Annotated in this window: 26 protein-coding genes and 1 pseudogene; 18 read left to right on the plus strand and 9 right to left on the minus strand. The window is 69.7% G+C overall.

The window, feature by feature from the left end; all coding sequences use genetic code 11:
* Window positions 1-118 precede the first annotated feature (118 nt).
* From AC1D2K_RS05910 to AC1D2K_RS05935, 6 genes are all read right to left on the minus strand, one after another.
* Window positions 119-1,306 (minus strand): HAMP domain-containing sensor histidine kinase, encoded by a 1,188-nt coding sequence (locus AC1D2K_RS05910; protein WP_478087065.1) that lies wholly within the window; start codon window positions 1,304-1,306, stop codon window positions 119-121.
* A 170-nt stretch (window positions 1,307-1,476) separates the two neighbouring features.
* Window positions 1,477-2,190, minus strand: a complete 714-nt coding sequence (locus AC1D2K_RS05915) for a response regulator (RefSeq protein WP_478087067.1) — start codon at window positions 2,188-2,190, stop codon at window positions 1,477-1,479.
* 118 nt (window positions 2,191-2,308) lie between these two features.
* Window positions 2,309-3,934, minus strand: coding sequence for an NAD(P)/FAD-dependent oxidoreductase (locus AC1D2K_RS05920; RefSeq protein ID WP_478087069.1), 1,626 nt, complete (start codon window positions 3,932-3,934; stop codon window positions 2,309-2,311).
* A gap of 6 nt (window positions 3,935-3,940) precedes the next feature.
* The gene (locus tag AC1D2K_RS05925; protein WP_478087070.1) at window positions 3,941-4,771 is read right to left on the minus strand and encodes a beta-ketoacyl synthase chain length factor; all 831 of its coding nucleotides are present in this window, start codon (window positions 4,769-4,771) and stop codon (window positions 3,941-3,943) included.
* Window positions 4,768-5,961, minus strand: coding sequence for a beta-ketoacyl-[acyl-carrier-protein] synthase family protein (locus AC1D2K_RS05930; RefSeq protein WP_478087072.1), 1,194 nt, complete (start codon window positions 5,959-5,961; stop codon window positions 4,768-4,770). Before AC1D2K_RS05930 ends, AC1D2K_RS05925 begins: the two co-directional genes overlap by 4 nt.
* Window positions 5,962-6,069: 108 nt before the next feature.
* Window positions 6,070-7,422: an AmpG family muropeptide MFS transporter gene (locus tag AC1D2K_RS05935; RefSeq protein WP_478087073.1), complete on the minus strand. Its 1,353-nt coding sequence runs from the start codon at window positions 7,420-7,422 to the stop codon at window positions 6,070-6,072.
* Between the two features lie 36 nt (window positions 7,423-7,458).
* Here AC1D2K_RS05935 and AC1D2K_RS05940 point away from each other — a divergent pair, with 36 nt between their 5' ends.
* The 15 genes from AC1D2K_RS05940 to AC1D2K_RS06010 all read left to right on the plus strand — a co-directional run bounded on the left by AC1D2K_RS05940 (window position 7,459) and on the right by AC1D2K_RS06010 (window position 22,593).
* On the plus strand, window positions 7,459-8,295 hold the full coding sequence (locus AC1D2K_RS05940; protein ID WP_478087074.1) for a M48 family metallopeptidase: 837 nt from the start codon (window positions 7,459-7,461) through the stop codon (window positions 8,293-8,295).
* Window positions 8,296-8,419: 124 nt separating this feature from the next.
* Window positions 8,420-10,144 (plus strand): allophanate hydrolase, encoded by a 1,725-nt coding sequence (gene atzF, locus AC1D2K_RS05945; protein ID WP_478087075.1) that lies wholly within the window; start codon window positions 8,420-8,422, stop codon window positions 10,142-10,144.
* 31 nt (window positions 10,145-10,175) lie between these two features.
* Window positions 10,176-11,189, plus strand: coding sequence for an ABC transporter substrate-binding protein (locus tag AC1D2K_RS05950; protein WP_478087077.1), 1,014 nt, complete (start codon window positions 10,176-10,178; stop codon window positions 11,187-11,189).
* Between the two features lie 4 nt (window positions 11,190-11,193).
* On the plus strand, window positions 11,194-12,021 hold the full coding sequence (locus AC1D2K_RS05955; RefSeq protein ID WP_478087079.1) for an ABC transporter permease: 828 nt from the start codon (window positions 11,194-11,196) through the stop codon (window positions 12,019-12,021).
* Window positions 12,018-12,851 carry an ABC transporter ATP-binding protein gene (locus AC1D2K_RS05960; RefSeq protein ID WP_478087081.1) on the plus strand — a complete coding sequence of 278 codons (834 nt, stop codon included), beginning with the start codon at window positions 12,018-12,020 and terminating at the stop codon, window positions 12,849-12,851. Before AC1D2K_RS05955 ends, AC1D2K_RS05960 begins: the two co-directional genes overlap by 4 nt.
* A 10-nt stretch (window positions 12,852-12,861) precedes the next feature.
* Entirely contained in the window at window positions 12,862-13,068 is a 207-nt protein-coding gene (locus AC1D2K_RS05965) for a DUF4089 domain-containing protein (RefSeq protein ID WP_478087083.1), read from the plus strand.
* A complete protein-coding gene (locus tag AC1D2K_RS05970; protein ID WP_478087084.1) occupies window positions 13,065-14,489 on the plus strand; it encodes an AtzE family amidohydrolase in 1,425 nt (474 codons plus the stop codon). Before AC1D2K_RS05965 ends, AC1D2K_RS05970 begins: the two co-directional genes overlap by 4 nt.
* Before the next feature lie 13 nt (window positions 14,490-14,502).
* Window positions 14,503-14,883 carry an oxalurate catabolism protein HpxZ gene (gene hpxZ, locus AC1D2K_RS05975; protein WP_478087085.1) on the plus strand — a complete coding sequence of 127 codons (381 nt, stop codon included), beginning with the start codon at window positions 14,503-14,505 and terminating at the stop codon, window positions 14,881-14,883.
* A 99-nt stretch (window positions 14,884-14,982) separates the two neighbouring features.
* On the plus strand, window positions 14,983-16,098 hold the full coding sequence (locus AC1D2K_RS05980) for a BMP family ABC transporter substrate-binding protein (RefSeq protein WP_478087087.1): 1,116 nt from the start codon (window positions 14,983-14,985) through the stop codon (window positions 16,096-16,098).
* A gap of 23 nt (window positions 16,099-16,121) precedes the next feature.
* A complete protein-coding gene (locus tag AC1D2K_RS05985) occupies window positions 16,122-17,201 on the plus strand; it encodes an ABC transporter permease (protein ID WP_478087088.1) in 1,080 nt (359 codons plus the stop codon).
* A gap of 55 nt (window positions 17,202-17,256) precedes the next feature.
* Window positions 17,257-18,177, plus strand: coding sequence for an ABC transporter permease (locus AC1D2K_RS05990; protein WP_478087090.1), 921 nt, complete (start codon window positions 17,257-17,259; stop codon window positions 18,175-18,177).
* Between the two features lie 61 nt (window positions 18,178-18,238).
* A complete protein-coding gene (biuH, locus tag AC1D2K_RS05995) occupies window positions 18,239-18,961 on the plus strand; it encodes a biuret amidohydrolase (protein WP_478087103.1) in 723 nt (240 codons plus the stop codon).
* A 15-nt stretch (window positions 18,962-18,976) separates the two neighbouring features.
* Window positions 18,977-20,593, plus strand: a complete 1,617-nt coding sequence (locus tag AC1D2K_RS06000) for an ABC transporter ATP-binding protein (RefSeq protein ID WP_478087092.1) — start codon at window positions 18,977-18,979, stop codon at window positions 20,591-20,593.
* A 538-nt stretch (window positions 20,594-21,131) separates the two neighbouring features.
* Entirely contained in the window at window positions 21,132-21,797 is a 666-nt protein-coding gene (locus AC1D2K_RS06005; protein ID WP_478087093.1) for a cysteine hydrolase family protein, read from the plus strand.
* A gap of 10 nt (window positions 21,798-21,807) precedes the next feature.
* Window positions 21,808-22,593: a GntR family transcriptional regulator gene (locus AC1D2K_RS06010; RefSeq protein ID WP_478087094.1), complete on the plus strand. Its 786-nt coding sequence runs from the start codon at window positions 21,808-21,810 to the stop codon at window positions 22,591-22,593.
* On the opposite strand, the gene AC1D2K_RS06015 is transcribed toward AC1D2K_RS06010, so the two are convergent.
* Complete coding sequence (locus AC1D2K_RS06015; RefSeq protein WP_478087096.1) at window positions 22,527-22,703, minus strand: hypothetical protein; 177 nt, start codon at window positions 22,701-22,703, stop codon at window positions 22,527-22,529. The genes AC1D2K_RS06010 and AC1D2K_RS06015 overlap by 67 nt on opposite strands.
* 95 nt (window positions 22,704-22,798) lie before the next feature.
* Window positions 22,799-23,602, minus strand: coding sequence for an exodeoxyribonuclease III (locus tag AC1D2K_RS06020; protein ID WP_478087097.1), 804 nt, complete (start codon window positions 23,600-23,602; stop codon window positions 22,799-22,801).
* A 13-nt stretch (window positions 23,603-23,615) separates the two neighbouring features.
* Between AC1D2K_RS06020 and pyrE the strand changes: the two genes are divergently transcribed.
* Genes pyrE through AC1D2K_RS06035 form a run of 3 tightly spaced genes read left to right on the plus strand, consistent with a single transcriptional unit; the run spans window position 23,616 to window position 26,021 of the window.
* The gene (gene pyrE, locus AC1D2K_RS06025) at window positions 23,616-24,299 is read left to right on the plus strand and encodes an orotate phosphoribosyltransferase (RefSeq protein WP_478087099.1); all 684 of its coding nucleotides are present in this window, start codon (window positions 23,616-23,618) and stop codon (window positions 24,297-24,299) included.
* A gap of 24 nt (window positions 24,300-24,323) precedes the next feature.
* Window positions 24,324-24,995 carry a DUF4124 domain-containing protein gene (locus AC1D2K_RS06030; RefSeq protein WP_478087100.1) on the plus strand — a complete coding sequence of 224 codons (672 nt, stop codon included), beginning with the start codon at window positions 24,324-24,326 and terminating at the stop codon, window positions 24,993-24,995.
* A gap of 39 nt (window positions 24,996-25,034) precedes the next feature.
* Entirely contained in the window at window positions 25,035-26,021 is a 987-nt protein-coding gene (locus AC1D2K_RS06035) for an acyltransferase family protein (protein ID WP_478087102.1), read from the plus strand.
* A 132-nt stretch (window positions 26,022-26,153) separates the two neighbouring features.
* Here the strand turns inward: AC1D2K_RS06035 and gatB are convergent.
* Window positions 26,154-26,626, minus strand: a pseudogene (gene gatB / locus AC1D2K_RS06040) (Asp-tRNA(Asn)/Glu-tRNA(Gln) amidotransferase subunit GatB); the annotation flags it as partial.

Genomic DNA, 26,626 nt, shown 5'->3' on the forward strand with positions numbered 1-26,626 from the left:
GGGGCTGAGGAGCCGCGGCTCCAAGCCTGCCTGCGCAGGCTTGGACGGCTCCGAAGAGCCGCTGCCTCTGGCAGCGACTCGAGGCGGCTACACGAAGTGAGCCAACCTGGGGGCGAGCCTAGTGCGGGAGGGTGATTACAAAACTCGCGCCGCCGCCGGGGCGGTCCTCGCAGCGCACGCTGCCGCCATGGCGCTCGGTGATCGACTTCACCAGCGCCAGGCCAAGCCCGACGCCGCCGTTGCGCTCGCTGGCGCCCGGCAGGCGGTAGAAGGGCTCGAAGATGCGCTCGCGCAGCGCCGCCGGCACGCCCGGGCCGCGGTCGTTGACGCGGATCTCGGCCTGGCCGGCCCGGCTGCCGATCTCCACGCTGGTCTCGCCGGCGCCGTAGCGGCCCGCGTTCTCGAGCAGGTTGCGGATCGCGCGGCGCAGCAGGCGCGGCACGCCCCGCACCGTGAGGGCGTCGCTGTCGGTGCCTTCCCTGACTTCGAGGTCGGCGTCGACGCGCGCGCATTCCTCGGCCGCGAGGCCCGTGAGGTCGACGGTCTCGACGGTGCCCATGTCGGCTTCCTTGGCGTCCAGCCGGCTGGCCAGCAGGATCTCGTCGATCAGCTGGTCGAGCTCGGCGATGTTGCGCGAGATCTCCTGGCGCGCGGCCGGGCCGGGCCGCTCGCCCATCAGCTCGAGCCCCATGCGGATGCGCGTCAACGGCGAGCGCAGCTCGTGCGAGGCATTGGCGAGCAGCGACTTGTGCGAGCGCACCAGTTGTTCGATGCGGGCCGCGGCGGCATTGAAGCCGCTGGAAAGATCGGCCACCTCGTCCTGGCCGTCTTCGGGCACGCGCGCCGACAGGTCGCCTTCTCCCCAGCGCTGCACGCCGCGCTGCAGCGCCTCGAGCCGCTTGGTGAGCCGGCGCACGATCGGGTAGACGCCCAGTGCGACCGCCACGCCCACCAGCGCCACCATCCAGCCGAGGCCGAAAGGCGTGCGCCAGGGCGACATGCCCGGCGGCCCGCCCGGGCCGCGGTCGCGCGGCGCCACCTGCAGCGAGAGCGTCCGGCCGTCGTTCAGCGTGACGTCGAATTCCAGCCCCTGGCCCGGCACGCGCATGGCCTTGCCGCTGCCGATGCGGCGGTCCTGCGAATCGAGCACCACGACCTCGCGCGGCACCGGCGCCAGCCGCTCGCGCTCGCTCTCGGCGGCCTCGCGCACGATCCAGTTGGCCGTGAGGGTCAGGATGAAGACGCCCGCCACCACCGCCAGCCAGACGCGGACGTAGAGATGGCGGCGGTAGAGATTGAGGAGCATGTCAGTCCGCCGCCGGGCCGCCCCAAGGCGGACTGGGCCCCCTCGGGGGGCAGCGAGTACACGAAGTGAGGAGCGTGGGGGCCATGTCCGCCGCCGGGCCGCCCCAAGGCGGACTGGGCCCCCTCGGGGGGCAGCGAGTACACGAAGTGAGGAGCGTGGGGGCCATGTATTCAGTCTTGCTGCTTGGCGAAGACGTAGCCCACGCCGCGCACCGTGAGGATGCGCTTGGGGTTCTTGGCGTCGACCTCGATCGCGGCCCGGATGCGTCCCATGTGGACGTCGATCGAGCGGTCGAAGGCCTCGAGCTCGCGTCCGCGCACGGCTTCCATGATCTGGTCGCGCGTGAGCACGCGGCCGGCGCGCTCGGCCATCGCCACCAGCAGGTCGAACTGGTAGGAGGTGAGGTCGGCCGGCGCGCCGCCCACCGTGACGGTGCGCGCGTTGCGGTCGATGTCCAGCGTGCCGAAACGCATCACGGCGGGCCCCTCGGAATTGCTCGCGGTTTCGCCGCGGCGGCGCAGCACGGCGCGGATGCGCGCCAGCAGCTCGCGCGGCTCGAAGGGCTTGGGCAGGTAGTCGTCGGCGCCGATCTCCAGGCCGATGATGCGGTCCATCGGATCGCCCTTGGCGGTCAGCATCAGCACCGACACCTTGGCCTGGCCGCCCGGCAGCGCGCGGATGCGCCGGCAGACCTCGAGGCCGTCGGTGTCGGGCAGCATCAGGTCGAGGATCACGAGGTCGGGCGAGCGCTGCTGCAGCATCTCGAGCCCGCTGGCGCCGTCGGCGGCGTGGGAGAAGCCGAAGCCCGACTGCGTCAGGTATTCGCCCACCATCTGCGCCAGGCGGGTGTCGTCTTCGATCATCAGGAGTTGCGGGGTGCTCATTCGGGGTGTCTCCGCGCGGTGTGCCACGGTGGTTGTACTCAGGGGGCTAGCTTCCTCCTGCGGGGTGGCGCAGGCTTGAACGCTTCGTAAAGTTGGGTAAACCTTGCCGCCGGCGGTTTCATCCGGCGGCGAAAAGAAGGGCCCCGGGCGGCGCGCCGGCGGGTGCGGTCGCCTGCGCCAGCAGCGCGGACAGCGCGCCGCCGTCCAGGCCCGGGTGGTCGCGGCTGGCGCGGGCCAGCATCTCGCCGGCCAGGGCGCTCAGCCGGTCCACCGACTGGCGCATGCGGTGCCTGAAGGCGTCGTCGTCGAGGGTGTCGTTCAGGCTGCGGTTGAGTTCGGCGAACCACGGCAGCGCGGCCTGGTCGAGCAGCACGGCCGGATTGCGCCGGTGGCTCACGGCGGACCAGTCGCGGAAGAAGGCCTGGGCCGCGACGTTGAGGCGCTGGCCCTGCTGCAGCTCGCCGCGCAGGCTGCCCAGCAGGGCGAGGTCGGTGAGCCGCCGCTGGAAGAAGATCTGCGCCAGCACGCCCCAGTAGTAGCTGTAGTCCCAGATCACCTTCACCGGCAGCACCTCGGGGTCGCCGAACAGCGGGTACTGGTCGGTGTAGAGCGCCAGCGTGCTCTCGTAGAACGAGTGGTAGATCTGGTCGTAGAGCTGGGCCCGCGCCGCCAGCGCGAGGCCGGCGCGGTCGCGTCCGACCAGGTCGCAGATGTAGGTGTTGGCCACCGCGATGAAGTCGCTGCCCGGCGAATAGAAGGGGTCGAGGAACAGCCCGGCATCGCCTGTGAGCGCCCAGCGCCGGTCCGAGAACACCTGCTTGCAGCCGTAGGAAAAGTTGCGCAGAAAGGCGAAGTCCTGCAGCCGGTGGCGCTTGCCGTCGAGCGCATCGAAGAGGCGCGGCTGCCAGGTTTGGAGCCACAGCATCGCCTTGTCGAAGGTGTCCATCCGCTCCAGCGGGTGCAGGCGCGGGTCGGCGACGATGCCCACCGAATGCGAGCCCGAGGCCAGCGGGATCAGCCAGACCCAGTAGCCGGCGCCGACCAGGTGGTTGGTCGACAGCCAGCGCGACGGCGGTTCGCAGCAGCGCGTGCGCCAGTGCGGGTCGTCGGACCAGTCGTCGATCGCGATGTGCTCGCCGATGCGGAACCAGACCGCGTTGCAGTCGTGCGCGTTGGCCTGCTCGAGCCCGAGCTTGCGCTTGAGCAGGCCGGCTCGGCCGCAGGCGTCGACCAGCCAGCGGGTGTGCATCTCGAGCGTCTCGCCGCCCCGCGACCATTCGATCCGATGCAGCCGGCGCGGATCGTCGGCCAGGTCGATCCGGCGCACAGTCGCGTGGTCGATGAAGCGCGCGCCCTGGCGCCCGGCCTCTTGGGCCAGGTAGTTCTCGAAGATGCCGCGGTCGATCTGGTAGCTCGGCACCGAGAGGTAGCGGCTGGCGCCGATCTCGGTCACCTGGTCGACGTCGCGCCGGCCTTCGCTGAAGAAGAAGCGGAAGCCGAACTTGCGCAACTGGGCGCCATGAAGGTGCGGCTTGAGGCCGAGCACGGTATCGAAGTAATGGGCGCCGATCTCGACCGATGATTCGCCCACCTTGTGGGTCGCGTGCGGCACCGGATGCGTGCGGCGCTCCAGCACCACGACATCGATCTCGGAAAAGCGCTGGCGAAGTTGCAGCGCCAGCGTGAGGCCTGCGAGCCCGCCGCCCATGATCACGACATCGTGTGCGGGGCGGCTCGCGTCCATGGGGCGTCAGTCCTGCGGTTCGAGCTGCAGTTCCGGTTGCAGCTGGAGCTGCAGCGACAGCGTGGCCGACAGCGGCAGGCTCAGCGACTCGGACTCGCCGCGCGCCAGCGCCTCGAACAGCGGCAGGGCGTCGGCCATCGCGTTGACTTCCAGCGCGCGTGCCGCGGCGCAGCGGGCCCGCGTCGCCGGCAGGGCGCCGCCGGCCAGCGACCACTCGAAGGACGCCACGGTGCGTTCGGTGCGCGTGGGCGACAGCACCAGGGCCACGGCCAGCATCTCGCGGCTGGTCGTCACCGAGGCCAGCGCGCCCACGGCCGGCATGTCGTAACCGGCCAGCAGCACGGCGCGCTGGTCGGCGGCGCACTGCGCCGCCGCTTCCAGCAGGCCGGCAGCGAAGCTGCTCTCGTAGGCCGCGAGCGAATTGCTGGCCGCCATGCAGCCGGTGCCGATGGTCCAGTAGCCGACCGCGGCGTTGTGCACCGAGTTGTGGAACTTGATCGGCGACAGCAGCAGCGGATCGGCCGCCAGCGTGCCGCACATGTAGTCGTTGATGCCCAGGTCGCCATGCGCCGAGGCGAAGACGCAGGGCAGGTCGGCCGCGTTGCGGCCCGAGCCGGCCACGGCGGCGGCGGCCACTTCGAGCGCCAGCGCCACGGTGTCGGGGGCGCGCCGGCGTTCGGCCGGCGCCAGCAGCTGCGGCGAGGGCCGCTTGGCCGGCGGGTCGGCCGGCGTGCCCTCGCCGCGGAACACGGCGCTGGCGATCTCCCAGCCGGGCAGCGTCGCGGCCCAGAAGGCCGGGCCTTCGATGTAGAGCGTGGGGGTCTTGTTCGTCGTCATGTGGCGGCTCCCTTGCCGAAGACCAGCGAGCAGTTGTTGCCGCCGAAACCGAAGGAATTGCTCAGCGCGTAGCGCACCTCGCCGCGCGCGGGCTGCAGCTTGATCTGCGGTCCGCACTCGGCATCGAGCGTGGTGGTGTTGACGGTGCCCGGCTTGAGGCCGGTCTCGATCGCCAGCAGGCTGATCACGGCCTCGACGATGCCGGCCGCGCCCAGCGTGTGGCCGGTGAAACCCTTGGTCGAGCTGGCGTGGATAGTGTCGGGGAATCGGCGCGTCACCAGGGCCCCTTCGACCTCGTCGTTCTTGGTGCTCGCGGTGCCGTGCATGTTGATGTAGTCGATGGCGTCGGCCGCGAGGCCGGCGCGCGCCAGTGCGTCGTCGAGCGCCTTCTCGGCGCCCAGGCCCTCGGGATGCGGGGTGGACATGTGGTGGGCGTCGCTGGCCTCGCCATAGCCCAGCAATTCGAGCCGGCCGCGGCCGCGCTCGACCAGCGCGAAGCCCGCGGCTTCGCCGAGGCTGATGCCGTCGCGTGCGGCATCGAAGGGGCGGCAGGGCGCGGACGAGACCAGTTCGAGCGAGTTGAAGCCGAACAGCACGCTGCCGCACAGCGTGTCGACGCCACCGACCACGGCCGCGTCGACCAGGCCGAGGCGGATCAGCCGCTCGGCCGAGGCGAACACCTTGGCGCTCGACGAGCAGGCGGTGGAGATGGTTTCGGCCGGGCCTTCGAGGCCCAGCGCCTGCTGCACGAAGAGGGCGAGCGAGTGCGGCGTGTGAACCATGGGGCGCTGCTGGGCGGCGGGGAAGGCGCCGTCGACCAGCTGCGTGTAGGCGGCCTCGGTCTCGCCGATGCTGGAGGTCGAGGTGCCGAGCACCAGCGCGATGCGCGTCGGGCCGTAGCGCTCGCGCGCGGCGGCGACCGCTTCATTGAAGCCGTCGGCCTGCAGCCCGAGCCAGGCCAGGCGGTTGTTGCGGCAGTCCCAGGCCGCGAGTTCCTCGGGCAGCCGGAGCGCCTCGAGGCCGTCGACGCGGCCGATCCAGGTCGGCAGCGGCGAGGCGCCGAAGTCGTTGGCGCGCAGGCCGCTGCGCGAGTGCTCGAGCGCGTCGAGCAGCGGGGCCTTGCCCACACCGACGGCCGAGGTCGCGGTGAAGGCGCTGATCTGCAAGGGGAGGATGCGGGAAGGTGTCACGGTGGGCACGTTGCGATGGCTGAAACACGACAGCCTACCAGTTGGGCGCGATCCACCGCGGTCGGTCAGGGCTTGGACCCTGCGGCCGGGCGCCTCAGGGCAGGGCGCCTAGGGCGAATCAGGCGCATCGGCCTTGCCGCGCTTGGCGGCCTGCGACGCCAGCGCCACCAGCAGCAGCACCGGCACCCCCATCACCGCCGTGCCGATGAAGAAGGCTTGGTAGCCAAAGGCGTCGACGAAGACGCCCGAATAGCCGGCGATGAACTTGGGCAGCAGCAGCATCAGCGAGCTGAACAGGGCGTACTGGGTGGCCGAGTAGTTGATGTTGGTCAGGCTCGACAGGTAGGCGATGAAGGCCGCCGAGGCGATGCCGCCGGCCAGGTTGTCGGCCGACACCACCAGCACCAGCGCCGTGAGGTCGTGCCCGCGCGAGGCCAGCCCGGCGAACAGCAGGTTGCTGGCGGCGCTCAGCACGGCGCCCAGCATCAGCACCCGCATCACGCCGAGCTTCATCGACAGCACGCCGCCGACGAAGGCGCCGACCAGCGTCATCACCACGCCGTAGATCTTGCTGACCGTGGCGACCTCGTCCTTGGTGAAGCCCATGTCGACGTAGAAAGGGTTGGCCATGATGCCCATCACCACGTCGCTGATCCGGTAGACCGCGATCAGCGACAGGATCAGCACCGCCTGCCAACGGTAGCGGCGGATGAAGTCGGCGAAGGGCTCGACCAGCACGCTCTCCAACCAGGCGGCGGCGGTCTTCGGCTGCGGCAGCGTGGCGCGCACCGGTTCCGGCGACAGCAGCACGGTGAGCACGCCCACCGCCATCGATGCGGCCATCACGAGGTAGGCGGTCTTCCAGGCGTTGTTCTGGTAGCCCGCGAGGCCGGGCAGTTCAGCCCATGCCGCGACCCAGAGCACGCCCGCGCCGGCCCAGATCATCGCCAGCCGATAGCCCGTCTGGTAGGCGGCGGCCAGCGCGGCCTGCTTGCGCGTGGCCGCCGATTCGATGCGGAAGGCGTCGAGGGCGATGTCCTGCGTCGCCGAGGAGAAGGCGACCAGCAGCGCGCACCACACGAGCGGCGGCAGGCCGTCGCGCGGGTCGTTGAAGGCCATGCCGGCGAGTCCTGCGATCACGCCCATCTGCGCCAGCAGCAGCCAGCCGCGGCGGCGGCCCAGCAGCGTGGTCAGCGGCGGGATCGGCAGCCGGTCCACCAGCGGCGCCCAGACCCACTTGAAGCCGTAGGCGAGCCCGACCCAGCTCAGGAAGCCGATGGTGGTGCGATCGACCCCCGCCTCGCGCAGGCGAAAGCTCAGCGTGCCGAGCACCAGCAGCAGCGGCAGGCCCGCGGAGAAGCCCAGCGCAAGCATGCGCAGAGTTGCGGGTTCGAGATAGACCTTGAGCGCGTCGCGCCAGGGCAGGGAAGGTGGGGCTTCGTCAGCCGATGGTGCGGACATTGAGAGAGGTTCGTTGGGGCTGCTTATTATTCCCGCATGTGTTTGCTCTGCGATTTTCGATCCGCTCCCGCTCGCGGACGCCGCGCCTTCCTGCTGGCGGCGGGCGCTGCCGCCGCATCGCCCGCCCTGGCGCAGGTCGACGTCGGCGAGGCGTCGGTGGCGCGCAACCTGGTGCCTGCGGAGAACATCGAGCGCGCCGGCGTCCAGCAATACCACCAGATCCTGGCGCAGGCTCAGGCCAAGGGCGCGCTCGCGCCCGACAGCAATGCCCAGTTGCAGCGGCTGCGGGCCATCGCCTCGAAGATCACTCCCTTCACGGCGCAATGGAACCCGCGTGCCGCGTCGTGGAAGTGGGAAGTCAACCTGATCGGCAGCAAGCAGATCAACGCCTTCTGCATGCCGGGCGGCAAGATCGCCTTCTTCACGGGCATCCTCGAACAGTTGAAGCTCAGCGACGACGAAGTCGCGATGGTCATGGGCCACGAGATGGCGCACGCGCTGCGCGAGCATGCGCGGGCGCGGCTTGCCAAGAACGCGGGAACGGGGGCGGCGCTGTCGATCGCGGCGCAGTTGTTCGGTCTCGGCCAGGCCGGCGATCTGGCGGCCCGGGCCGGCACCCAGCTCATCACGCTCAAGTTCAGCCGCAGCGATGAGACGGACGCCGATCTCGTCGGTCTCGAACTCGCGGCGCGCGCGGGCTACGACCCGAAGGCGTCGGTGTCGCTGTGGACCAAGATGGCGAAGGCATCGAAGAGCGAAGGCGCGATCGGCTTCCTCTCGACGCATCCGAGCGGGCCGGACCGCATCAAGGTGCTGCAGGCCAACGTGCCCAAGGTCGAAGGCCTGTCAGGCCGTCTTCGCGCAGCGCAATAAGCGCGACAGACTCAGCGCGGCTGACGCGCCCTGACGCCCGGGAGAACCGCGGCGCATCCGCCCGTGCTTGCGAAGGCCTGGCACATCCTTTGCAAGGCATCTTGTACACAAGACAGGATGCTTGATGATGGTGCATGACAAGGCCCCGCCCACGGGCGCGGCCGACGAACAGGTGAAGGCCCGGGCCGCGGCGGCGTGGATCGCGCGCTTCGCGGCGCCTCTGGGCGGTGCTGCCACCGGCCCGCTGGCCGGCCTGCGCTTCGCCGCCAAGGACAACATCGACGTCGCCGGCGTGCCCACCACGGCCGGCTGCCCGGCCTTCGCCCGCACCCCGACGGCACACGCCCAGGTGGTGCAGCGGCTGCTCGATGCCGGTGCGGCGCTCCTGGGCAAGACCAACCTGGACCAGTTCGCCTGCGGGCTGAACGGCACCCGCTCGCCCTACGGCGCGGTGCCCAACAGCTTCGACGCGCGCTACGTCTCGGGCGGATCGAGCTCGGGCTCGGCCTACGTGGTGGCGACCGGGCAGGCCGATTTCGCCCTCGGCACCGACACCGCCGGCTCGGGCCGGGTGCCGGCCGGGCTCAACAACATCGTCGGCCTCAAGCCCTCGCGCGGACTGCTGAGTGCGCGCGGCGTGGTGCCGGCGGCGCAGAGCGTCGACTGCGTCTCGATCTTTGCGCGCACGGTGGCGGTCGCAGCGCGCGTGCTGCACGCGGCGATGGCCTACGACCCCGAGGATCCCTTCGGGCGCAGTCTGGCGCTGGAGACCCGGCCGCTGTCCGCGGGCTTTCGCTTCGGCGTCCCGTCGGCGCTGAACTTCTTCGGCGACGCCCGGTCGGCCGAGGCCTTCGCGCGCGCCATCGAACGGATGCGTTCGCTCGGCGGCACGCCGGTCGAGATCGACTACGCGCCGCTTGCCGAAGCCGCCGCGCTGCTCTACGACAGCGCCCTGGTCGCCGAGCGCTACGCCGCGGTGCGCGAATTCTTCGATGCCCACGAAAGCGAGGTGATGGAGCCGGTGCGCGGCATCCTTGCGCAGGGGCGCGGCTACAGCGCCGCCGACTTCGTCGATGCCCGCACGAAGCTGCAGGCGCTGGGCCAGCGCGCCGCGGCGATGTGGAGCGACATCGATGTGCTGCTGGTGCCCACCGCGCCGACCCACTGCACGATCGAGGCGATGCGGGCCGACCCGGTGGCGCTCAATCGCCAGCTGGGCGAATACACCAACTTCGTGAACCTGCTGGACTACGCGGCGATCTCGGTGCCGGCCAGCCTGCGCGACGACGGCCTGCCCTTCGGCATCACGCTGATCGGCCGCGCCGGCAGCGACTTCCAGCTGGCCGAGTTGGGCCAGCGCTTCCACCACGCCACCGGGCTCCCGCTCGGCGCCACGCGGGAGCCGTTGCCCGCGCCCGAGCCGCTTCCGGTGCTTGCCGAGCCGCCGACGGTGGCCGTGGCGGTGGTCGGCGCCCACCTGTCGGGCATGCCGCTGAACAGCCAGCTCACCGAGCGCGGCGCCCGTCTGGTCGCGGCGACCCACACGGCGTCGGACTACCGGCTCTATGCGCTGCCCGGCACCGTGCCGCCCAAGCCCGGGCTGCTGCGCGTGGCGCCCGGCGAGGGCGCGGCGATCGCCATCGAGATCTGGGACATGCCGCTGGCCCACTACGGCAGCTTCGTCGCCCTGATCCCGGCGCCGCTGGGCATCGGAAGCCTCGTGCTGGCGGACGGTCGCAGCGTGCAGGGCTTCCTCTGCGAGGCGCTGGCGGTGGCCGGCGCCGACGACATCACCGCCCTCGGCGGCTGGCGCGCCTACATCGCGGGGCGCAGCACGGCCGCGACCTGAACCCCTTCCCACTTTTCATCCGGAGTACGCCATGGCCCACAGCAAGAAACCCCTGACTCTCGCCACGCCGGCCTCGCGGCGCCAACTGCTGCAGGCCGGTGCGGCCGGCCTGGCGGTGCTCGCCGCGCCCGCGATCGTGCGAGCCCAGGGCGCGCCCAGGATCCGCATCGGCTACTGGCCGATCGCGGCCGGCCTGCCGTTCTACGCCGCGGTCGAACTGGGCTACTTCAAGGCGGCCGGGCTGGACGTCGAGGTGCAGCGCTATGCCGGCGCGCAGCAGATCATGGAAGCGATGCTGGCCGAGCGCTGCGACGGCAGCGCCAACGGCACCGGCTCGGCCAACATCGCGATCGGCGAGATCGCCGCGCCGGGCAGCTTCAAGATCTTCTGCTCCAACCCGAGCAACGCGCGGAACGTGCTCGACCAGGTGCTGGTGCCGACCGCGAGCACGGCCAAGGTGATGGCCGACCTCAAGGGCAAGCGCGTGGCCTCCGGCCCCGGCATCCAGAACGTGACGCTCGCCAAGGCGGTGCTCGAACGCGGCGGCGCCACGGGCGCCACGGTGGTCGAGCTGCCGATCGGCCAGCATGTCGCGGCGCTCGCGGCCGGCCAGGTCGACGGCTGCTACACGCTGGAGCCGACCGGCACCATCGGCCGCCTCAACGGCAGCACCCGTGTGCTCGAGGCCGGGGTGATCGCGAAATACGTACTGGGCGATCCGATGGCCCCGTGGTTCGGCGGCTCGGCCTCGCTGACCTCGGCGCTGATCAAGAAAAATCCCGACGCGGCGAAGAAGTTCATCGCCGCCTATGGCCAGGGCGTGGCCTTCGTGCGCAGCAAGCCGGCCGAGGCGCGCCAGTACCTCAAGGGCTACACCGCGATCGAGGGGCCGCTGACCGGCGAGGTGCCGCTGGCGGCCTACACGATGTACAACGAGTTCACGCCCGGCGACATCGCGTACTTCCAGAAGTTCTTCGACCTGTTCTCCGACAAGGGCATCTTCTCGTCGCGCCTGATGGTCGACACGATGCTCTACAAGGGCTGATGGCATGACGACGCCCTCGTCCGGCACGGCGCCCTGGTCGCCCCCCGCAACCGGAGCCGACGCCGCGCCGCCGCGCGAATCGCACTGGGTCAAGGCGCTGCCCTTCATCGGCCCGGTGGTGCTGTTCATCGTCTGGGACCTGGCCGTGCGGCTCGGCTTCATCAAGGCGATCCTGCTGCCGATGCCGGGCGACACGCTGCTCACCCTGGTCTCGGGGCTGGCCGGCGGCGCGCTGCTGACCGACTTCGCGGTCACGGTCTGGCGCACGCTGCAGGCCTTCCTGATCGCCGCCATCGTCGGCGTGCCGCTGGGCGTGCTGCTCGGCAGCAACGAGCGCGCCTACCGCAGCGTCGAGTTCCTGATCGACTTCTTCCGCTCCACGCCCTCGTCGGCGCTGATCCCGCTGTTCCTGATGATCTTCGGCGTGTCGGACGTCAACAAGGTGGCGATCGCGGCCTTCGGCGCGCTCCTGATCGTGGTCTTCAACAGCGCCTACGGCGTGATGAACGCGCGCAAGCAGCGGGTGATGGCGGCCAAGGTCATGGGCGCCTCGCGCTGGCAGATCTTTCGCGACGTGCTGGTCTGGGAGAGCCTGCAGCCGACCTTCGTCGGGCTGCGTTCGGCGGTGTCGATGGCGCTGGTGATCGTGATCGTGGCCGAGATGTTCATCGGCTCCGACAGCGGGCTGGGCCACCGCATCATCAACTCGCAGCAGGTGATGAACGTGAAGGACATGTACGCCTCGATCCTCGCGGCCGGCGCGCTGGGCTATGCGCTCAACATCCTTTTCCTCGTGGCCGAGCGCCGCATCGTGCACTGGAGCGGAAGATGAGAGCCAGCGTCGAGAACGTCATCAACGGCCCGGTGTACGCCGACGTGCCGAAGCCGGTCTTCACCCCGGGCCCGGCCGGCACCCACATCACCATCCGCGGGCTGACCAAGCACTTCGCGGGCTGGCCGCTGTACCAGAACTTCGACCTCGACATCCCGAAGCACAGGATCGTCTCGGTGTTCGGGCCCAACGGCTGCGGCAAGTCGACGCTGATCAACATGATCGCGGGCCTGATCCCGATCGACGCGGGCGAGATCCTGTTCGACGGCAAGTCGCTCAAGGACACCAAGATCGGCTACGTGTTCCAGAACTACCGCGAGGCGATGTTCCCGTGGATGCGCACCATCGACAACATCGCCTATCCGCTCAAGCTGGAAGGCCGCTCCAAGGCCGAAGTCGACCGGCGCATGGCGGAGCTGGTGGCTTCGTTCGACGTCAAATTCGACCTCAAGCGCTATCCCTACGAGCTCTCGGGCGGCCAGCAGCAGACCGCCTCGATCATGCGGGCGCTGGCGCCCAACCCCGAGGTGCTGTTCCTCGACGAGCCGTTCTCGGCGCTCGACTTCGAGATGACGCTCTTCATCCGAGAGAAGCTGCAGGAGGTGTTCATGAAGACCGGCACCACGATGCTGCTGGTGTCGCACGACCTCGAGGAGGCGGTGTACCTCGCCGACCAGGTGCTGCTCCTGACCAAGCGGCCGACCAAGGTGGCCGAGATCCTCGACTACCGCGACGAGCGGCCGCGCACGCTCGAGACCTTGAGCTCGGCGAGCTTCGTCGCCATGAAGAAGCTCAGCCTCGAGATCTTCCAGCGCGAAGTGCGCCGCTAGGAGTCCCGCCATGACGCCTTCGGAGATCGAAGCCTATGTCGATGCATCGGCGGCCATGCTCGGCCTGAAGCTCAGGCCCGACCAGAGGCCCGGCGTGCTGCGCTACTTCGCGCTGGCCGCGGAGTTTGCCGCGCTGGTCGACGCCGTGCCGCTCGGCGAGCGCGACGAGCCGGCGCTGAGCTTCTCGCCGGTCGCGCCGCGGGAGACGCAGGCATGAACGCTTCGGACTTGCTCCGGCAGGATGCGTCGGCGATGGCCGGTGCGGTGCGCGCCGGCACGGTCGGCGCGGTCGCGCTGGTGCAGGCCAGCCTGGACCGCATCGAGGCCACCGACGCCCGTGTCAACGCCTTCACCGAAGTGGTTCGCGCGCGCGCGCTGCGGCGCGCGGCGCAGGTCGATGCGTCGCTGGCTTCGGACCAGGGCGCGCGCACGCGCGAGCTGCCGTTGCTGGGCGTGCCGTTCGCGGTCAAGAACCTGTTCGACATCGCCGGCCTCGCGACCCTGGCCGGATCGAAGATCGAGCGCGAAAGCATGCCGGCGCGCGACGACGCCGCGCTGGTGCGGCGGCTCGAGAGCGCGGGCGCGGTGCTGGTCGGCGCGCTCAACATGGACGAGTACGCCTACGGCTTCACGACCGAGAACAGCCACGTCGGCGCGGCCCACAACCCGCACGACCTGACACGCATCGCGGGCGGCTCCTCGGGCGGCTCGGGCGCCGCGGTCGCGGGGGGCCAGGTGCCGCTGACCCTGGGCTCCGACACTAACGGCTCGATCCGCGTGCCTTCGTCGCTGTGCGGCGTGTTCGGCCTCAAGCCGACCTTCGGGCGCCTGCCGCGCACCGGCAGCTTTCCCTTCGTGTCCAGCCTCGATCACCTCGGGCCGTTCGCGCGCACGGTGCGCGACCTGGCGCTGGCCTACGACGCGATGCAGGGCCCCGAAGGCCCCGGCCCGCGCGACCCGGGCTGCGCGCAGCGCGCGGCCGAGCCGGTGGCCGCGGCGCTGGCGCTCGGCGCACGGGGGCTGCGCATCGGCGTGCTGGGCGGCTACTTCCGTCAGCATGCCCAGCCGGAGGCGCTGAGCGCGGTCGACGCGGTGGCCCAGGCGCTGGGCGCCAGCCAAACGGTCGAACTGCCGATGGTCGAGGTCGGACGGGCCGCGGCCTTCCTGATCACCAACGCCGAAGGCGCGGCACTCCACCTGCCCGACCTGCGCACGCGCGCGCAGGACTTCGAACCGCTGTCGCGCGACCGCTTCCTGGCCGGCGCGCTGCTGCCGGCCGCATGGGTCGCGCGCGCGCAGCGCGTGCGGCGGCTCTATGCCGAGCAGGTGGCGCGGCTGTTCGAGCGCTTCGACATCCTGCTGGCGGCCGCCACGCCCTCGGCCGCGACGCCGATCGGCGCCGAATGGTTCGAGCTCAACGGCCGACGGCTGCCGGTGCGTCCCAACCTGGGCCTGCTGACCCAGCCGATCTCCTGCATCGGCCTGCCGGTGTGCGCGGTACCGGTGTGGGGCGCCCACCCCGCGCTGCCGATCGGCGTGCAGGTCATCGCGGCGCCGTGGCGCGAAGACCTGGTGCTGCGCGTCGCCGCCGCGCTCGAGTCGGCCGGCGTGGTGCGGTCGCCGGTCGCAACGCTTTGATGAAGGAGGGACGATGAACCAGCCCATCAACCTGCCCGAGGTGCTCGCCGAAGTCGAGGCCGCCTGCGACCGCTACGAAGACGCCCTGGTCCACAACAAGGTCGAGGTGCTCGACGAGCTGTTCTGGAACAGCCCGCACACCCTGCGCTACGGCGCCACCGAGAACCTCTACGGCTACGACGAGATCCAGGCCTTCCGCGCCGCGCGGCCCTCGCAGGGCCTGGCGCGCGAAGTGCTGCGCACGGTCATCACCACCTACGGCCGCGACTTCGCCACCGCCAACCTCGAATTCCGGCGCGAAGGAAGCACAAGGACGGGGCGCCAGAGCCAGACCTGGATGCGCACCGCACAAGGCTGGCGCGTGGTGGCGGCCCACGTGAGCCTGTTGGCCTGATTTCGGGGGCAAGGCGCTGGTACGGTTTTTGCACACCAACTTGTATCCAAGACAGGACACCCCGGCCTTCTGATTCTTCCATCACCTGGAGTAAGCACCATGAGCCAGTTCAACCGTCGCGATTCCCTCAAGTCCCTGGCCGCGCTGGCCTCCGCCACCTCGCTGGGTGGATGGAGCGCGCTGGCCCGTGCGCAGAAGCCGCTGACCGTCGGCGTGATCTATGTCGGCCCGCGCGACGACTATGGCTACAACCAGTCGCATGCGCTGGCGGCGGCCGAACTCAAGAAGATGCCGGGCCTCAAGGTGGTCGAGGAAGAGAACGTGCCCGAGACCGCGGCGGTGCAGAAGACCATGACCGGCATGATTTCGCAGGATGGCGCCAAGCTGCTGTTCCCGACCTCCTTCGGCTACTTCGACCCGCACATCCTGGCCGTGGCGCCGAAGAACCCGGACGTGCGCTTCTCCCATTGCGGCGGCCTCTGGAGCGAGGGCAAGCACCCGAACAACGTCGGCAGCTTCTTCGGCTACATCGACGAGTGCCAGTTTCTCAACGGCGTGATCGCCGGCCACATGACGAAGAGCAACAAGATCGCCTTCGTGGCCGCCAAGCCGATCCCGCAGGTGCTGCGCAACATCAATGCCTTCACGATGGGCGCGCGCTCGGTCAAGCCCGGCATCACCTGCAGCGTGATCTTCACCGGCGATTGGTCGATGGCGGTGAAGGAAGCCGAGGCCACCAACAGCCTGGCCGACCAGGGCTGCGACGTGTTCACGATGCACGTGGACGGCCCCAAGGTGGTGGTCGAGACGGCTGCCAAGCGCGGCAAGATGGTCTGCGGCTACCACGCGAGCCAGGCCAAGCTGGCACCCAACGCCTACCTCACCGGCGCCGAGTGGAACTGGCTCACCGCCTACAAGACCGTGGTCGATGCGGCGCAGGCCGGCAAGCCGCATCCGAACTTCCTGCGCGGCGGCCTCAAGGAAGGCTACGTGAAGATGTCGGCCTATGGCCCGATGGTCACGGACCCGGCCAGGAAGAACGCCGACGAGATCAAGGCCAGGATGCTCGCGGGCAGCTTCGACATCTTCCAGGGCGGCCTGAAGGACAACAAGGGTGTGGTCGTGATCCCGGCCGGCAAGGCGCTCAAGCAGACCGACCTCGAGCTCGAGAAGATGAACTACCTGGTCGAAGGCGTCGTAGGTTCCGTCGGCTGAATACCTGACTTCGCGAGCCGACGATGCGCCACGCATTGAAAGAGATCGCGCTGCCGGTGTTCGCCATCGCGGCGGCACTGCTTCTCTTCGGCGTCTTCGTCTGGTTCGCCGGCGTGAGTCCGCTGGAGGTCTGGGTCATTCTCTTCAAGGGGGCCTTCGGCGACTGGTTCTCGTGGCAGAGCACGCTGCAGCGCGCCGCGCCGCTGATGCTGACCGCGCTGTGCGTGGCCATTCCCGCGCGCGCCGGGCTGGTGATCATCGGCGGCGAGGGCGCCCTGGTGCTCGGCGGACTGGCCGCCGCGGCGCTGCCCTATGCGCTGCCGCTGCCGGCCAATCTCGCGGGCACGCTGCTGCTGTGCATCGCGGGCGCCATCGCCGGCGCTGCCTGGATCGCGCTGGCGGGCTGGCTGCGCCAGTACCGCGGCATCAACGAGACCATCAGCAGCCTGCTGCTGGCCTACATCGCGATCGGGCTTTTCAAGCACCTGGTCGAGGGCGTGCTGCGCGATCCGGCCAGCCTCAACAAGCCGGCGACCCGTTCGCTCGCTGACGGCCTCGCGATCGGCGGCATTGGCGGCTCCGACGTGCACTGGGGGCTGGTGATCGGCATCGTGGCCTGCGCGATCTCGGGGCTCTGGCTGCGTGCCACCGCATCGGGCTTCTCGGTCCGCGTGGTCGGCGGCAACCCGCGCACCGCGCAGTTGGTGGGCCTGCCGGCGAACGGGCTGATCCTGGCGGCCTGCGGGCTGGGCGGTGCCTTCGCCGGCGTCGCCGGCGCGGTGGAGGTCGCGGCGGTCCATACCAATGCCAACGCCTCGCTGATCGCGGGCTATGGCTACGCCGGCATCCTGGTCGCGTTCATCGCCCGCCACAACCCGGTGGCGGTGATCCCGGTGGCGATCCTGTTCGGCGGCTTTGGTGCCGCGGGCAGCCTGCTGCAGCGGCGCCTGGGCCTGCCCGATGCCTCGGTTCTGGTGCTGCAGGGCCTGGCCTTCGTGCTGATCCTCGCGAGCGAGGGGCTGCGGATGATCGACTGGAAGGCGCTGCTGAAGAACCGCATGCCGCGTGCGGTGCAGCCGCGCCTGACCAAGGAGCCCGTATGAGACGCCGGGCCGCTCCCAAGTCGAATACCGCAGCGCGCAGCGCGGAGGTTGCTCTATGACTTCCGACCAGTGGATCGCGCTCGTGGCCGGCATCGTCGGCGGCGCATTGCGCGTCGGCGCGCCCTTCCTCTTCGTGAGCCTGGGCGAATGCCTGACCGAGAAGTCGGGCCGCATCAATCTCGGCCTCGAGGGCGTGCTGGTTCTTTCCGCCATGGCCTCGTTCGGCGGCGCCTGGCTCACCGGCTCGGCCTGGCTCGGCGTGCTGGCCGGCGCCGCCGCGGGCGCGCTGCTGGCGCTGCTGCACGGGCTCCTGTGCTCGCTCGACCGCGTCAACGACGTCGCCACCGGCATCGCGCTGATGCTGTTCGGCACCGGGCTCGCCTTCTACCTGGGCAAGCCGCTGATCCAGCCGCAGGCACCGCAACTGCCGGCGATTCCGCTGGGCGACTGGAGCGACAACCCGGTGATCCGGTCGGCGCTGCAGGTCAACGCGCTGGTGCCGGTGGGCATCGCGCTGGCGGTGTTCCTGTGGTGGGGCTTCGCGCGCACCCGCGCCGGCTTGCTGGTGCGCATGGCCGGCGACTCGGCCAATGCGACGCGGGCGCTCGGCTATTCGGTCGCCGGGCTGCGCATCGCCGCCACCACCGCGGGCGGCTTCATCGCCGGGCTCGGCGGCGCCTCGCTCACGCTGTTCTATCCGGGCAGCTGGAACGAGGGCATCTCGAGCGGCCAGGGCCTGATCGCGGTCGCGCTGGTGATCTTCGCGCGCTGGAGCCCGCTGCGCTGCATCGGCGCGGCGCTGCTGTTCGGCGGCGCCGGCGCGATCGGCCCGGCGCTGCAATCGATCGGCGTCGGCTGGGGCTACCACCTGTTCAACACGGTGCCCTACGTGCTCACGCTGGTGATCCTGGTGCTGACCTGCAGGCCCGGCAGCGTCGCCGCGGGCAGCCCGGGCGAACTCTCGTCCACACGTTGAACCACAAGGAGTCTTCGCCATGAGCAGTCCCGCCGCCGGCCGACCTGGCGACTCCGGCTCGATGGACCTCGCGGCCGGCCTCGACACGCGCGCGACCTTCGTCGCGGCCGATCCGTATCCGTGGCCCTACAACGGCGCGCTCAGGCCCGACAACACCGCGTTGATCGTGATCGACATGCAGACCGACTTCTGCGGCGAGGGCGGCTACGTCGATGTGATGGGCTACGACCTGTCGCTCGTGCAGGCGCCGATCGCGCCGATCGCACGCACGCTGGCGCGGCTGCGGCCGCTGGGCTTCCACATCATCCACACCCGCGAAGGCCACCGCCCGGATCTCGCCGACCTGCCGGCCAACAAGCGCTGGCGCTCGCGCCAGATCGGCGCCAACGGCGTGGGCATCGGCGACGAAGGCCCGTGCGGGCGCATCCTGGTGCGCGGCGAGCCGGGCTGGGAGATCATTCCCGCGCTGGCGCCGCTCGCCGGCGAAGTGGTGATCGACAAGCCCGGCAAGGGTTCGTTCTACGCCACCGACCTCGAACTGGTGCTGCGCACGCGCGGCATCGAGAACCTGATCCTCGCCGGCATCACGACCGACGTCTGCGTCCACACCACGATGCGCGACGCCAACGACCGCGGATTCGAATGCCTGCTGTTGTCGGACTGCACTGCGGCCACCGACCACGGCAACCACCTCGCGGCGCTCAGGATGATCACCATGCAGGGCGGCGTGTTCGGCGCGCACGCGAACTCGGGCGCGCTGCTCGAGGCGCTGCCACAGCCCTAGACCGGAGAGAACGGCATGATTGCCCCCGTCGCCCCGCTTCCTCCCGCCACCGGCGCGCTGGCGCTCGACACCTACGAGCTCACCAAGCGCTTCGGCAGCTTCACGGCGATGGACCGCGTGACCCTGCACGTCGAGCCCGGCACGGTGCACGCGCTCCTGGGCGAGAACGGCGCGGGCAAGAGCACGCTGGTGAAATGCGTGGCCGGCTTCCAGCGCGCCGAAGAGGGATCGATCCTGATCGACGGCCGCGAGCAGGACATCGCCAACCCGGTGGTCGCCCGCATGCTCGGCATCGGCATGGTCTACCAGCACTTCACGCTGGCACCCGGCATGACGGTGGCCGAGAACCTGCTGCTGGCCGGCGGCAAGACGCCGGCGCTGATCGACTGGAAGCGCAAGCGCGCCGAGCTCGAGGACTTCCTGGCCGGCACGCCCTTCCGCCTCGCCCTCGACGCGCGTCCGTCGGAACTCGCGGCCGGCGAGAAGCAGAAGCTCGAGCTGCTCAAGCAGCTCTACCTGAGGCCGCGCCTCCTGATCCTCGACGAGCCGACCTCGGTGCTGACGCCGCAGGAGGCCGACGAGGTGCTGGGCCATGTGCGCGAGTTTGCGCAGAGCGGCCTGTGCACCGTGCTGATCATCACGCACAAGTTCCGCGAGGTGATGGCCTATGCCGACAGCGTCACGGTGCTGCGGCGTGGCAAGGCGGTGCATCACTGCAAGGTGGCCGACACCACGCCCGCGCGGCTGGCGGCGGCGATGATGGGCGAGGGCGAAGCGCCGCCGCCCGCCGAGGGCGACACCGCCGCGCCGATCGGCCGCGCCCTGCATGCGATGCAGCCGACCCCGCCCGACGCCCCGATCGCGCTGCATGTCGACGGCCTTCGGGCCCTGGGCGACCGCGGCACGCTGGCGGTGCATGACCTGAGCCTGTCGGTGCGTTCCGGCGAGATCCTCGGCGTGGCCGGCGTCTCGGGCAACGGCCAGCGTGAACTGGTCGAGGCCCTGGTCGGCCAGCGGCCGCGCCTCGCGGGCCGCGTGACCGTCATGGGCAAGCCCTACGCCGCCAAGCGCGAGGAGAACCGCCGCCTCAAGGTGCGCAGCCTGCCCGAGGAGCCGCTGCGCAACGCCTGCGTCGGCGACCTCAGCGTGGCCGAGAACATGGCGCTGCGCGACTTCGACCAGCCTCCTTTGGCCTGGCCGGCGTTCGGTGCCGACGTGCTGAACTTCCCGCTGTGGCGCAGCCGGGCCCGCGAATGGATCGCCGAGTACGGCGTCAAGACCCAGGGGGAGGGCGCGCCGATCCGCAGCCTGTCGGGCGGCAACGTGCAGCGCGCGGTGCTGGCGCGGGAGCTGGCCGGGGACATCAACGTGTTGATCGCGGCAAATCCGGTGTTCGGCCTGGACTTCGCGGCGGTGGCCGAGATTCACAGCCGCATCGTGCAGGTGCGCGCCCGCGGCGGTGCCGTGCTGCTGATCAGCGAGGACCTGGACGAGCTGCTCGAGATGGCGGATCGGATCGTGGTGATGAGCGAAGGGCGGATCGTCTACGAGACCGATGCTGCGACTGCCGAGCGACATGTTCTTGGCGCGCACATGGGGGGCGGTGATCACCATGCGCCGGTGGCTGCATGAGGCTCTTCGTTTCCGTTTCCTTGGAAGCGCGCCCGGCATGCGGTGCGGGCCGGACGACCCCACTGCGCCGGCCCTTCGGGCTCCCTTGCGGTGCTCGCTCCAGGCGGGGTCCGCGCAAACTCGCTGCGCTCAAACACGCGCGGCCCTTGATCCGCCTGAAGCTGCGCTCCTCAGCGGCGCAGAGGGGATCGCTCGTCCCGCACCGCATGCCGGGCTTCGGGGGGGACCCACGGACGGGCGCGCCTCCAGCGTCGAGGGCCTGCGGGTCAGAGCAGCTGTGGCGGGGGGCTGTTCACCCCCAACGTTTCCACGGCGGTGGGCGGTATGCCCCGGGCCGGCCGTTGAGGCACCGCCGAGCAGCGCAGCGGTACGCGGATCAGGGCTCGCGACTGTTTGAGCCGAAGGCGAGTTTGAGCGAGACCCCGCGTACCGCGAGCAGCGCAGGGCAGCCCGAAGGGCCGGTGACGTCGGCCGGCCCGGGGCATACCGCCCGCCGCCGCCCACGCGCCCACAACCTGACATCGTCGAAAGCCAAGACATGAAGATAGAAGCGCAACCCTTCGCCTACGAATTCGACATCAACAAGACCGCCCTGGTCCTGATCGACATGCAACGGGACTTCATCGAGCCCGGCGGCTTCGGAGAAACCCTGGGCAACGACGTCTCCCTGCTCGAGGCCATCGTCCCCGCCACGAAGAAGGCCCTCGAAGCCTGGCGAACGGCAGGCGGCCTTGTCATCCATACCAGAGAGGCCCACAAGCCCGACCTCTCCGACTGCCCACCGGCCAAGCGCAACCGCGGCAATCCCGCCTTGCGCATCGGCGACGTCGGCCCCATGGGCCGCATCCTCGTGATGGGCGAACCGGGCAACCAGATCATCGATGCGCTGGCACCCGTCGAAGGCGAGATCGTGGTCGACAAGCCCGGCAAGGGCGCCTTCTACGCCACCGGCCTGCACGAGACGCTGAAGCGGCGCGGCATCACCCACCTGCTGTTCGGCGGCGTCACGACCGAGGTCTGCGTGCAGACCAGCATGCGCGAGGCCAATGACCGCGGCTTCGACTGCCTGCTGCTCGAGGACTGTACCGAGAGCTACTTCCCCGCCTTCAAGGCGGCTGCCATCGAGATGATCCGCGCCCAGGGCGCGATCGTCGGCTGGACCGCGCCGAGCGCCGCCTTGCTGGCCGCGCTGGGCAAGCACTAACATGGCCTGTGTGACGACCGTCCGAACGCCTTCCCAGTCCGCTGCATCGGCACCCGTGTTCCGCACCCGGGCCGACGAGGTCTATGCGCAGCTCAAGCGCGACGTCGCCGAGTTCAGCCTGGTCCCGGGCGACCGCTTCACCGAGAACGAGATCAGCGAGCGCCTCGGCGTCTCGCGCACGCCGGTGCGCCAGGCGCTCTTCAGGCTGCAGCAGGAAGGCTACGTCGAAGTCCTGTTCCGCAGCGGCTGGCGCGTGCTGCCCTTCGACTTCGAACAGTTCGAGCAGCTCTACGACCTGCGCATGGTGCTCGAGACCACGGCCGTGCACCGGCTCTGCGAGAGCGACCATCGCGTCGACCGCAGCCTGCTCGACACGCTGGCCGGCATCTGGCTGGTGCCCGCCGCCCAGCGCAGCGCCGACTCGGTGCAGGTGGCGCAGTGGGACGAGGCCTTCCATTGCTCCCTGGTCGCGGCCGCCGGCAACGCCGAGATGGCGCGCGTGCACCGCGACGTCACCGACCGCATCCGGATCATCCGCCGGCTCGACTTCACCAAGCAGCCGCGCATCGACGCGACCTACGACGAGCACGCCAAGATCCTGAAGGCGATCCGCGCCAACCGCGGCGATCAGGCCGCCATGCTGCTGCGCGCGCACATCGAGACCAGCCAGGCCGAGGTGCGCAAGATCACGCTGCACGAGGTGCACATGGCGCGGCACGCGGGGCGGGCTCAGGCCGCGGAGGCCGTGCCCGCCGTCTCTGTCAGCCGCTTGCGCAGGAATTCCGCGAACGCATAGGCGATGACCGGCAACTGGCGTCCGCGCAGGCTGGCCAGCACCAGTTCGCCGCGCGGAAAGCCCCGGTCCTCGATGTCGCGCGCCACCACGTCGTGGTCGTCGCTCGACACGACTTCCGACGGCGCCTGTCACTTCTTGTAACGATTGTGTAAAAATCGCTCGTCCGCATTGGGCGGGCAGGCGCAGCAGATGGCTGCGCCGGCGTTCACAGGGAAAAGTCGTAGTCCACCGTGATCGGCGCGTGGTCGCTGAACTTGACGGTCTTGAAGATCGCCTCATGTCGCGCCAGGGCGCCGAGCTTCGGCGTCGCCAGGTGGTAGTCCAGCCGCCACCCCACGTTGTTCGCATAGGCCTGGCCGCGGTTGCTCCACCAGGTGTAGGCGTCGCCGGTGGTCTCGGGCTTGAGCATCCGGTAGACGTCGACCAGTCCTGCGCCCTCGGCGCCGGCGTCGAGCAGCTTCGTCATCCAGGCGCGCTCCTCGGGCAGGAAGCCGCTGTTCTTCTGGTTGCCGCGCCAGTTCTTGAGGTCGATCTCCTGGTGCGCGATGTTGATGTCGCCGCACAGGATGAACTCGCGTTCGCGCTTCAGTGCGCGCAGGTGCGGAAAGAAGCCCTTGAGAAAGCGGAACTTCGCCGCCTGCCGCTCTTCGCCCGACGAGCCGCTGGGGAAGTAGCAGCTGATGATCGAGAGTTTGCGCTTCGGCGTGTCGAAGCGCAGCTCGAGGTAGCGGCCCTCGGCATCGAATTCGGCATCGCCCCAGCCCACCACCACCTCGCTGGGCGCATGCCTGGTGTAGATCGCAGTGCCGGCGTAACCTTTCTTCTCGGCGAAATGGAAGTGGCCCTTCAAGCCCGCCATCTCTTCGAAGCGTCCCTCGATGTCGCTGGCCTGGACGCGGATTTCCTGCATGCAAATACAATCCGGCGCCAGTCCGCCGACCCAGTCGGCGACGCCCTTGGTGGCAGCCGATCGCAGGCCGTTGAGGTTGAGGCTGGTCAGTTTGAACACGAGGACATTCCCTATGGCTGAAAAGATGGAAAAGGACGGCGCACTGGCACAGGCGTTCGTGCAGTTTGCGCTGGAGTCGGGGGTGCTGCGCTTCGGCGAGTTCAAGACCAAGGCCGGCCGCATCAGCCCGTATTTCTTCAACGCGGGCCTGTTCGACGATGGCGCCAAGCTCGCGCGGCTGGCCGAATTCTATGCAGACCGGCTGATCGCCAGCGGGCTGGAGTTCGACATGATCTTCGGCCCGGCGTACAAGGGCATTCCGCTCGGCGCCACGGTGGCGGCCGAACTCGCGCGGCGCGGCCGCAACGTGCCCTTCGCCTACAACCGCAAGGAAGCCAAGGACCATGGCGAAGGCGGCACGCTGGTCGGCGCCCCGCTCAAGGGCCGGGTGCTGATCGTCGACGACGTGATGTCGGCCGGGACCGCGGTGCGCGAATCGATCGCCGCCATCCGCGCTGCCGGCGCCACGCCGCACGCGGTCGCGATCGCACTGGACCGGCAGGAGAAGGCGACCGAGAACGGGGTCGACGTGGACCACAGCGCCGTGCAATATGTACGCAATCAGCTCGGACTTGTAGTAATTTCCATTGCAACGCTGGACGACTTGTTACAGTATCTCTCGGGCCGCGCGGATGACGAGCTGGGCACCCACCGCCAGCACGTGCTGGCGTACCGGGCACGTTACGGCGCGGGCTGATTCAACCCGTCTGAAGGATTGATGTTGGCGAGCAAGCAAGCACTGAAGGCATTTCTGGCGTTCTCGCTGGCTGCGGCCGGCGCGGTGCAGGCACAGCAGCCCGCGCGCACGCCATCCGCCTCCGCCGGCATCTACAGCTGCACCGACGCGCGCGGGCGCACCATCACGGCCGACCGCCCGATCCCCGACTGCATCGACCGCGAACAGCGCGAACTCAACCCGAGCGGCACCATGCGCCGCAAGGTCGAGCCGACCTACACGGCGCGCGAGCAGGCCGAGCGCGAGGAGCGGGAACGCCTGACGCAACTGCAGGCGGCCCGGCTGCTGGAAGAGCGGCGGCGCGAGCGAGCGCTGCTGGTGCGCTACCCCAACGCGGCAACCCACGACCGCGAGCGCGCCGAGGCGCTGGTACAGATCGACGTCGTCATCCAGGCCGCCAGGAAGCGCCTGGGCGAACTGGCCGAGGACCGCAAGAAGGTCGACGACGAGCTCGAGTTCTACAAGAAGGACCCGAGCAAGGCCCCGGAAGCGGTGCGTCGCAAGATGGAAGACAACGCCAGGAGCGTCGCGGTGCAGAACCGCTTCATCGGCGAGCAGGAAGAGGAAAAGAAGCGCCTGAATGCGCGCTTCGACGAGGAACAAGCGCGTCTCAAGCCGCTCTGGGCGTCGAGCGCGGCTGCCGCTTCAGCGCGGTAGCGATCGGCGCGCCCTGACTGCATGCAAGGAGCCAGTCGCATGGGCAACCGAATCTTCACGCTGGACTATCTGCGCGGCCTCGCGGCGTTGATGGTGTGCATATGCCACTTCGCTCCAGCACTGTCGGGGGCAGCGGCCGAGCTCGCGAAGCACGGAGCGGTCGGCGTCCAGGTGTTCTTCGTCATCTCGGGCTACATCATTCCCTACAGCCTTCTGAAGGGTGAGTACCGGATCACGGACATCGGCCGGTTCTGGCTCAAGCGGCTGTTGCGCCTGCAGCCCACGTACGCCGTCGCGCTGCTGTTCACGTTCACGCTCTCGCTGGGGGCAGCGATGGTCAAGGGCGAGGCGCCGAAGATCTCGGTGCTGCAGCTGTCGCAGTATGTCCTGTACCTGGACGTCCCGGGCGAGAATCCGGTGATATGGACGCTCATCGTGGAGATGAAATATTACCTTTTCATCTCCATTTTCTTTCCGCTCCTCTTCTCGCGGCGCCGCCTGGTCCGCATCCTCTCGTTCTGTGTCTGTGCCGCGGTCGCCGCGTTCGGGGCCGATCAGCTGGACGTCGTCCGCCATCTTCCCTATTTCCTGATGGGATTCGTGGCCTGCTACGTCGCCATCCTTCGGATCCCCGTGGCCGAGGCCGCAGGGCTGGTCCTGCTGGCCGCCGCCGCCGCCATACCGAAGTCCTCCTACCCCGAACTGGCGGCAGGCCTCTCGTGCTACCTGGCGATCCGCTACCTGCCGGCGATGCGGCTGAGGGTGGCGCTTTTCCTGGGCTCCATTTCCTATTCCCTGTATCTCATCCATTTCCCGCTCGGAGTGAAGCTGCTCAACCTGGTGCTCCCCCGCACGCCGGAGTCGCTGCATGCCGTGTGGGTGCCGATCGGCGTTGCAGTGTGCACTGCGGCGGCCTACCTGCTTTTCAGGCTGGTCGAGAAGCCATCGAGCGAGTGGTCGCAACGGCTGCCGATATCGGCAACAAGGGCGCTGCAGCAGCGCCAGCTCAAGGCCGCGCGCACCTGAAGCAAAGATCCGGCCGGCGCAGCCAGGCCCGCTGGTGAAACACCGCGGAACCGGCTTCGCCGGGCCGCCGGTGTTGCCCCCGGCAGGGGGTGGGCGGCTACACGAAGTGAGCCAACCTGGGGGCGAGCGAGATCACCCCAGCTTGGCTTTCAGCAGCGCATTGACCTGCGCCGGGTTGGCCTTGCCCTGGCTGGCCTTCATGACCTGGCCGACCAGCGCGTTGAAAGCCTTCTCCTTGCCGGCGCGGTACTCGTCGATGTTTTTCTGGTTGGTGGCCAGCACGCCGTCGATGATCGTCTCGAGCGCGCCGCTGTCGCTCATCTGCTTCAGGCCTTTGGCCTCGATCAGCGCGTCGACGTCCTGGCCTTCGCCGGTCCAGAGGGCGTCGAAGACCTGGCGCGCCGCATTGTTCGAGATCGTGCCGTCGCCGATGCGTTCGACCAGCTTCGCGAGTTGCGCTGCCGTCACCGGGGCTTCGGTGATCGCGATGTCCTGCTGGTTCAGGCGCCGTGCGATCTCGCCCGTGATCCAGTTGCTCGCCAGCTTGGCATTGGCGCCGGCGGCCACCGCACCCTGGAAGTAGTTCGCCAGGGCCGGGCTCTGCG

The organism is Variovorax sp. P1_H12_2 (assembly GCF_056405335.1).

Excerpts from the sequence above, each read along its gene's own strand:
- AC1D2K_RS05970 (WP_478087084.1), top strand. The coding sequence starts at position 13,065 with ATGAACGCTTCGGACTTGCTCCGGCAGGATGCGTCGGCGATGGCCGGT.
- AC1D2K_RS05950 (WP_478087077.1), top strand. The coding sequence starts at position 10,176 with ATGGCCCACAGCAAGAAACCCCTGACTCTCGCCACGCCGGCCTCGCGG.
- AC1D2K_RS05925 (WP_478087070.1), bottom strand. The coding sequence starts at position 4,771 with ATGACGACGAACAAGACCCCCACGCTCTACATCGAAGGCCCGGCCTTC.
- AC1D2K_RS05910 (WP_478087065.1), bottom strand. The coding sequence starts at position 1,306 with ATGCTCCTCAATCTCTACCGCCGCCATCTCTACGTCCGCGTCTGGCTG.
- pyrE (WP_478087099.1), top strand. The coding sequence starts at position 23,616 with ATGGCTGAAAAGATGGAAAAGGACGGCGCACTGGCACAGGCGTTCGTG.
- AC1D2K_RS05935 (WP_478087073.1), bottom strand. The coding sequence starts at position 7,422 with ATGTCCGCACCATCGGCTGACGAAGCCCCACCTTCCCTGCCCTGGCGC.
- AC1D2K_RS06000 (WP_478087092.1), top strand. The coding sequence starts at position 18,977 with ATGATTGCCCCCGTCGCCCCGCTTCCTCCCGCCACCGGCGCGCTGGCG.
- AC1D2K_RS05960 (WP_478087081.1), top strand. The coding sequence starts at position 12,018 with ATGAGAGCCAGCGTCGAGAACGTCATCAACGGCCCGGTGTACGCCGAC.
- AC1D2K_RS05985 (WP_478087088.1), top strand. The coding sequence starts at position 16,122 with ATGCGCCACGCATTGAAAGAGATCGCGCTGCCGGTGTTCGCCATCGCG.
- AC1D2K_RS05955 (WP_478087079.1), top strand. The coding sequence starts at position 11,194 with ATGACGACGCCCTCGTCCGGCACGGCGCCCTGGTCGCCCCCCGCAACC.
- hpxZ (WP_478087085.1), top strand. The coding sequence starts at position 14,503 with ATGAACCAGCCCATCAACCTGCCCGAGGTGCTCGCCGAAGTCGAGGCC.
- biuH (WP_478087103.1), top strand. The coding sequence starts at position 18,239 with ATGGACCTCGCGGCCGGCCTCGACACGCGCGCGACCTTCGTCGCGGCC.
- AC1D2K_RS05920 (WP_478087069.1), bottom strand. The coding sequence starts at position 3,934 with ATGGACGCGAGCCGCCCCGCACACGATGTCGTGATCATGGGCGGCGGG.
- AC1D2K_RS05980 (WP_478087087.1), top strand. The coding sequence starts at position 14,983 with ATGAGCCAGTTCAACCGTCGCGATTCCCTCAAGTCCCTGGCCGCGCTG.
- AC1D2K_RS05940 (WP_478087074.1), top strand. The coding sequence starts at position 7,459 with ATGTGTTTGCTCTGCGATTTTCGATCCGCTCCCGCTCGCGGACGCCGC.
- AC1D2K_RS06035 (WP_478087102.1), top strand. The coding sequence starts at position 25,035 with ATGGGCAACCGAATCTTCACGCTGGACTATCTGCGCGGCCTCGCGGCG.
- AC1D2K_RS05990 (WP_478087090.1), top strand. The coding sequence starts at position 17,257 with ATGACTTCCGACCAGTGGATCGCGCTCGTGGCCGGCATCGTCGGCGGC.
- AC1D2K_RS05915 (WP_478087067.1), bottom strand. The coding sequence starts at position 2,190 with ATGAGCACCCCGCAACTCCTGATGATCGAAGACGACACCCGCCTGGCG.
- AC1D2K_RS06005 (WP_478087093.1), top strand. The coding sequence starts at position 21,132 with ATGAAGATAGAAGCGCAACCCTTCGCCTACGAATTCGACATCAACAAG.
- AC1D2K_RS05965 (WP_478087083.1), top strand. The coding sequence starts at position 12,862 with ATGACGCCTTCGGAGATCGAAGCCTATGTCGATGCATCGGCGGCCATG.
- atzF (WP_478087075.1), top strand. The coding sequence starts at position 8,420 with ATGATGGTGCATGACAAGGCCCCGCCCACGGGCGCGGCCGACGAACAG.